At 63.9% G+C, this 5,539-nt stretch carries 5 protein-coding genes and 2 pseudogenes; 6 read left to right on the forward strand and 1 reads right to left on the reverse strand.

Features of this window, described 5'->3' with window-relative positions; translation table 11 throughout:
• Window positions 1-187 precede the first annotated feature (187 nt).
• The 6 genes and pseudogenes from ABEA30_RS15350 to ABEA30_RS15375 all read left to right on the forward strand — a co-directional run.
• Complete coding sequence (locus ABEA30_RS15350) at window positions 188-1,066, forward strand: class II fructose-bisphosphate aldolase (protein ID WP_042540849.1); 879 nt, start codon at window positions 188-190, stop codon at window positions 1,064-1,066.
• A complete protein-coding gene (locus tag ABEA30_RS15355; protein WP_042540851.1) occupies window positions 1,015-1,836 on the forward strand; it encodes an HAD-IA family hydrolase in 822 nt (273 codons plus the stop codon). Before ABEA30_RS15350 ends, ABEA30_RS15355 begins: the two co-directional genes overlap by 52 nt.
• Window positions 1,837-1,854: 18 nt before the next feature.
• Window positions 1,855-2,496, forward strand: a complete 642-nt coding sequence (gene dhaL, locus ABEA30_RS15360; protein ID WP_042540853.1) for a dihydroxyacetone kinase subunit DhaL — start codon at window positions 1,855-1,857, stop codon at window positions 2,494-2,496.
• A 50-nt stretch (window positions 2,497-2,546) separates the two neighbouring features.
• Entirely contained in the window at window positions 2,547-3,542 is a 996-nt protein-coding gene (dhaK, locus tag ABEA30_RS15365) for a dihydroxyacetone kinase subunit DhaK (protein ID WP_068751136.1), read from the forward strand.
• 148 nt (window positions 3,543-3,690) lie between these two features.
• Window positions 3,691-4,110, forward strand: coding sequence for a GlcG/HbpS family heme-binding protein (locus tag ABEA30_RS15370; protein WP_042540859.1), 420 nt, complete (start codon window positions 3,691-3,693; stop codon window positions 4,108-4,110).
• A gap of 333 nt (window positions 4,111-4,443) precedes the next feature.
• Window positions 4,444-4,948, forward strand: a pseudogene (locus tag ABEA30_RS15375) (leucine zipper domain-containing protein); the annotation flags it as partial.
• A gap of 72 nt (window positions 4,949-5,020) precedes the next feature.
• Here the strand turns inward: ABEA30_RS15375 and ABEA30_RS15380 are convergent.
• Window positions 5,021-5,290, reverse strand: a pseudogene (locus ABEA30_RS15380) (hypothetical protein); the annotation flags it as partial.
• Window positions 5,291-5,539 lie beyond the last annotated feature (249 nt).

Genomic DNA, 5,539 nt, shown 5'->3' on the forward strand with positions numbered 1-5,539 from the left:
ACACACCTAACCGGAGGTTTCTACCCGAGGCAACGACCCCGCACAAGCGGAGGTTTCTGATGAGTCAACTCGTCGTCTTGTATAGAGTTGTATAGCCATGTAATCTGGACCAAGAGGACCGGAACGAAAGATGTTTTGGCCGGAGCTCGCTGAGGCAGAGCCTGACACAAGGAAGTGAGATCGGACTATGGCCGTATCAACTCGTCGTCTCACGACGGGAGCGCGGAAGCACGGATACGCGGTTCCCGCTGTGAACGTCTTCGACGAGATCAGCATGCGCGCGGTCATCGCCGCAGCCGAGGAGAAGGACTCGCCTCTGATTGTCCAGATCTCGACAAAGACTGTTCGCACATCGGGGACCGCTTTCATCACGAGCCTTTTCCAGGCGCTCACGCGGCACACATCCGTGCCGGTCGCGCTCCACTTGGATCACTGCCCGGACCGTTCTGTCCTCTCTGACGTCATTGCCGCCGGGTGGTCATCGGTTCTCTTCGATGCTTCTGACCGTGATCTTGCTGACGCAGAGCGTGAGACGACGGAAGTCGTCAAGGAGGCTCACGCAGCGGGCGTCGACGTCGAATCCGAGATCGAGAACATCCTCGGGGTCGAAGACGGAGTCGGCAGCGACGAAGCCCACCACGCGTATACCGTCGACCAGCTCGCAGCCATTGCGGAGCGCACCGGTGCTGACCTGCTCGCCCCGCAGTTGGGCACGAGCCACGGCCTGTTCACGTCCAAGCCGACCCTTCTCCCTGAGCGCGCCCGCGAACTCGCGCACCTCACGGACAAGGGAATTGTTCTTCACGGAGGAACCGGCCTTGAGCCGGCCGACTTCCGCGCCTTCATCGACAATGGCGTCTCCAAGATCAACATCTCCACAGCCGTCAAGCACGCGTACATGCAGGCATCGGCGGAGCATCTCGATTGGGCGCGCGCCAACAACCATTGGGATCCGCCGAAGTTGGTGACTGCCATCGGTGATGCTGTCACCAGCGTCATCGGTGACCACATCGAATGGTTCGGCTCCGATGGCACGGCAGCCAAGGCGAAGGCCGCCAAGCCGTGACTCGCGCCTTGATCTTCGACTGCGACGGAGTGCTCGCAGACACCGAGCGCGACGGTCATCTGCCTGCGTTCAACGACACCTTCGCGCATTTCGATCTTCCCGTGCGTTGGTCCGAAGAGGACTATGCCGAGAAGGTGCGAATTGGCGGCGGTAAGGAGCGTCTCGCCTCGCTTCTCACCAGCGACTTCGTTGCATCGGCGAACCTGCCCACCGATGAGGCTGCGCAGATCGACCTCGTCAAGCAGTGGCATCGGTTCAAGACTGACCGCTACACGGCGAAGGTTCGAGCCGGCGAGATGCCGGGGCGGCCCGGAATCGCCCGAATCGTTAATGCCGCCCATGACGCAGGATGGCTGCTCGCCGTCGCATCCACGTCCGCCGAAGAATCGGTGCGCGCTGTGCTGGAACATGCGGTCGGCGAGGACGCGGCCTCCTGGTTCCGTGTCTACGCAGGAGATGTCGTCCCAGCGAAGAAGCCGGCACCGGACATCTACCTGCTCGCTCTGCGGGACTTGAGAATCGACGCAACGGACGCCGTCGTCGTCGAGGACAGTCAGAACGGGCTACGCGCCGCGGCTGCGGCAGGGATCGCCACCGTCGTGACGGTGTCCAGTTATACCGCCGATGAGGACTTCACCGAGGCGGCACTGGTCGTTGACAGCCTGGGCGACCAGCCGCAGACGCCAGCACACTTCCTTTCCAACCCGCGCGGCGTCGAGGAGACCGGCCAGGTCACTCTCGACACCCTCACTGCCCTCACCATCCGATAACCGAAGCCGAGGAACATCATGAGCAGCACCTTCAGCCAGGCGGGCGTCGCCCGCGTCGAGAGCGTCATCAAGCTCATCGCACAGACGTGCGTCGACAACGAGAAGTACTTCAGCGACCTGGACGCCGTCGCCGGCGACGGTGACTTCGGATACTCGCTCGCTCGCGGGTTCGAGAACGTCATCGCCGAGTGGGATGAGTACGACCGGTCGGTTCTCAGCACCTTCATTCAGAAGGTCGCGACAACGATGTCCGGCCGCATCGGCGGCACGTCCGGCCCGATCTGGGGCACCGCGTTCCTGCGCGCTGCGATCTCCGTGAAGGACAAGAACGACATCACCCAGGCCGATGTGGTCGCGATGCTCCGCTCAGCCATCGAGGGCATCATGAAGCGAGGTGGCGCATCCCTGGGAGACAAGACGCTGCTCGACGCTCTGGTCCCGCTCACCGACGCCATCGAGGCGGACCTCGGTAAGGGTCTGGACGGCAAGGCCGTGGCTCAGCACGCCGCTGAGGCCGCGCGCGCCGCCGCCGAAGAGACCGCGAAGCTCGAGGCACACCGCGGCCGAGCGTCCTACGCAGGTGAGCGCAGCATTGGCTCCCCTGACCCCGGCGCCATCGCGATAGCGGTGCTCAGCGAGCGCGTCGCCGAGGCCTGGTAACGACTTACCCTCCCTCCATTACCCATCCAACACAAAGAAGTGAGAACACAATGAAGAAATTCATCAACGACCCGAAGGCGTTCGTCCCGGAGATGCTGAAGGGCCTGGCCCTGGCGAACCCCGACACGCTCACGTACGACCCGAAGTACAACCTCATCGTCCGCGCCGATGCGCCCAACAACGACAAGGTCTCTATCATCCAGGGCTCCGGCTCCGGCCACGAGCCCGCACACGTGATGATTGTCGGCAAGGGCATGCTGGACGCCGCCTGCCCCGGTGACGTGTTCGCCGCCCCGCCCACCGATTTCGTCGTCGAGGCCGCACGCCGCGTCAAGAGCGACAAGGGTGTGCTGCTGCTGGTGAACAACTACACCGGCGACAAGATGGCATTCGAAATGGCAGAAGAGCTCGCTGCCGCAGAGGGCATCAAGGTGCGCACCCTCTTCATCGACGACGACGTCGCGGTGAAGGACTCGCTGTACACCATCGGTCGCCGCGGCGTCGCCGGCAACTTCTTCGTCATCAAGGCCGTCGGCGCTGCCGCTGAGGCCGGCAAGGACCTCGACGAGATCGTCCGGATCGGCGAGAAGGTCAACGCCGTCACTCGCACCATGGGCGTGGCGCTCACCGCCTGCACCCCGCCCGCCAAGGGCGAGCCGCTGTTCGAGATCGGCGACGACGAGATCGAAGTCGGCATCGGTATTCACGGTGAGCCCGGCCGTGCACGTCAGAAGTGGGTCCCGGCGAACGAGATCGTCGACCTGCTTCTGGAGCCCATCGTGAGCGACATCCCCTACAGCAGCGGCGATGACGTCGCGCTGATGGTGAACGGTCTCGGTGGCACCCCCATCAGCGAGCTGTACCTTCTGTACGGCATCGCACACGAGAAGCTCGCGGCCCAGGGAATCACCCCAACCCGTAGCTATGTCGGCGAGTACTGCACCTCGCTGGACATGGCGGGCGCGTCCATCACGCTTGTCAAGCTTGACGACGAGATTCGCGAACTTCTCGAGGCTCCCGCGGAGATCCCGATCCGCACCTTCTGAGGAGCCCTCCGCTGTTCGGCGTAGGTCACGCTGCGCCGCACAGTCCCGTACCGAGCGCGCCCGGGTAGACCGCGATTGACCTTCCACCTTCTACCCGGGCGCTGCCCTAACACCCGCAACACCTGACCTTCAATGAAGAGGAGACACCATGTCGAACCCCAAGATCCAGGACACCATCACCCTTGAGGACGCTCGCCGCGTCATCGATGCCGCCATCGCGCGCGCTGAGGAGATCGGACAGCCCCAGGACATCGCCGTCGTGGACGCCGGAGGCAACCTCAAGGCACACGTGCGGATGGATACTGCGAACATCGGCAGCATCCACATCGCCATCAACAAGGCGTACACGTCCATCGCTTTCCAGACCCAGACCAAGGACCTCACCGAGGCAACGCGCCCGACGGGCGACCTGTACGGACTCAACGACGCTCACGGTGGCCGTATCGTCGTGTTCCCCGGGGGCATTCCGCTGGTCCGCGACGGCGTCATCGTCGGAGCCATCGGAGTGTCCACCGGTAGCATCGAGGAAGACCAGACTGTGGCTGAGGCCGGAGCTGCCGCACTCTGACTTCGGACCGCACGAGCTGGCGCCGATCCCTGTTGAGCGGTGTCCGATCTCACGAGAACCTCAACTCCACCCAGCCGTCAGCACAAGACGGCCAGCAACGCTAGTCAATCGGGGTAGCGACGGTCGCCTCCCACAGCTCGCCAGCCGGGAGTACGGCGTCTTCCAACGGTGCCGCCCGCACGCCCACGAACCCCGCGCCTGCATCGACACCGACTAGGTGTGATGTCGAGGGACGTTGTTGCGTGAATTGCGTGTGAGCTGTTGACGGGTGAAGGCCTCCCGTTGCGAGAGTGGAGCTGTCTAGGAACCACTTTTCTCACACAGGAGGCCTTCGTGTCCCACGCTAATGCTGCTCTCACTCCGCGCGCTCGTCTGCGCTTGGCCAAGCTCATCGTTGAAGACGATTGGCCGGTCAGCCGTCGCGGCGAAGATGTTCATGACCTCGCCGCCGACGGCGCGCAAGTGGGCGGCGAGGCTTCGGACCGAAGGGTCCGCGGGGATGTTTGATCGTTCCAGTCGGCCACACTCGATGCCGACGAAGACGCCGCCCGCGGTGGTGAAACGGATCGTGAAGGCGCGGTGGCGTCGTCGGCTGGGGCCGGTCCAGATCGGCGGTGAGCTCGGCGTCGCGGCGTCGACGGTTCATGCCGTCCTCGTGCGTTGCCGGATCAACAGGCTCAGCCGCATTGATCGGGTCACCGGTGAACCGATCCGACGCTACGAGCACGACCAGCCTGGATCCCTGATCCATGTCGACGTCACGAAGTTCGGCAACATCCCTGACGGCGGAGGGCACAAGTTCCTCAGTCGACAGCAGAGCAAAGCCAATGCGCAGGCGCAGGCACGCCGGACTGGTGGTGCGGTGGGCCTCGTCGCACAGGATCAGGTCGAACTCCTCTGCCCCGAGCTGCTGCACTTCGGAGACCACGTCGATGGACTGGTCGGTGGAGAACACCACCTTCAAGCCCGTGCCTCGGCGGCCGAGCTGCAGCCGCTCGTGCAGAACTTGGGGATCCGTCGTGGCAGGCAGCACCATGTCGTGGACCGAGATGTCTTCGGTGATGCGGGATGCCTTCGCATCCGAGCACACAACTACGGGCTGAAGATCCAGTGTGGATTGGGCTGTCCATTCCCGCAGCGTCTGCGAGACCAGCTGGGTCGAGGGCGCCAGGAAGAGCACGCGCAGCGAGCCGCCGTTGGCAGCGGCTAGCTGTTCCGCCGGGCTCGTTCGGGATCTTCGACGTGTTCCCCGATGACGCCGGACGTGACGCCCACCTGTCCGGCCCTGTTGCGGTAGCTCTCGGCGAGCAGACGGGCAAACTGTTCAGCGAGCCTACGATCGAGAAATTGGACGTCCTGGGGTGCCGGTGATCGTCCCCTCGGTCGTGCCCACCGTGGTGAGCACTCCCGCTTTCAGGAACGCCTTGAC

Origin of the sequence: Tessaracoccus lubricantis (assembly GCF_039544535.1) — a bacterium.
GTDB lineage: Bacteria > Actinomycetota > Actinomycetes > Propionibacteriales > Propionibacteriaceae > Arachnia > Arachnia lubricantis.

What these genes read in the sequence shown, in the direction of transcription:
- ABEA30_RS15350 (WP_042540849.1), top strand. Translation starts at nt 188, where the DNA reads ATGGCCGTATCAACTCGTCGTCTCACGACGGGAGCGCGGAAGCACGGA.
- ABEA30_RS15355 (WP_042540851.1), top strand. Translation starts at nt 1,015, where the DNA reads ATGGTTCGGCTCCGATGGCACGGCAGCCAAGGCGAAGGCCGCCAAGCC.
- dhaL (WP_042540853.1), top strand. Translation starts at nt 1,855, where the DNA reads ATGAGCAGCACCTTCAGCCAGGCGGGCGTCGCCCGCGTCGAGAGCGTC.
- dhaK (WP_068751136.1), top strand. Translation starts at nt 2,547, where the DNA reads ATGAAGAAATTCATCAACGACCCGAAGGCGTTCGTCCCGGAGATGCTG.
- ABEA30_RS15370 (WP_042540859.1), top strand. Translation starts at nt 3,691, where the DNA reads ATGTCGAACCCCAAGATCCAGGACACCATCACCCTTGAGGACGCTCGC.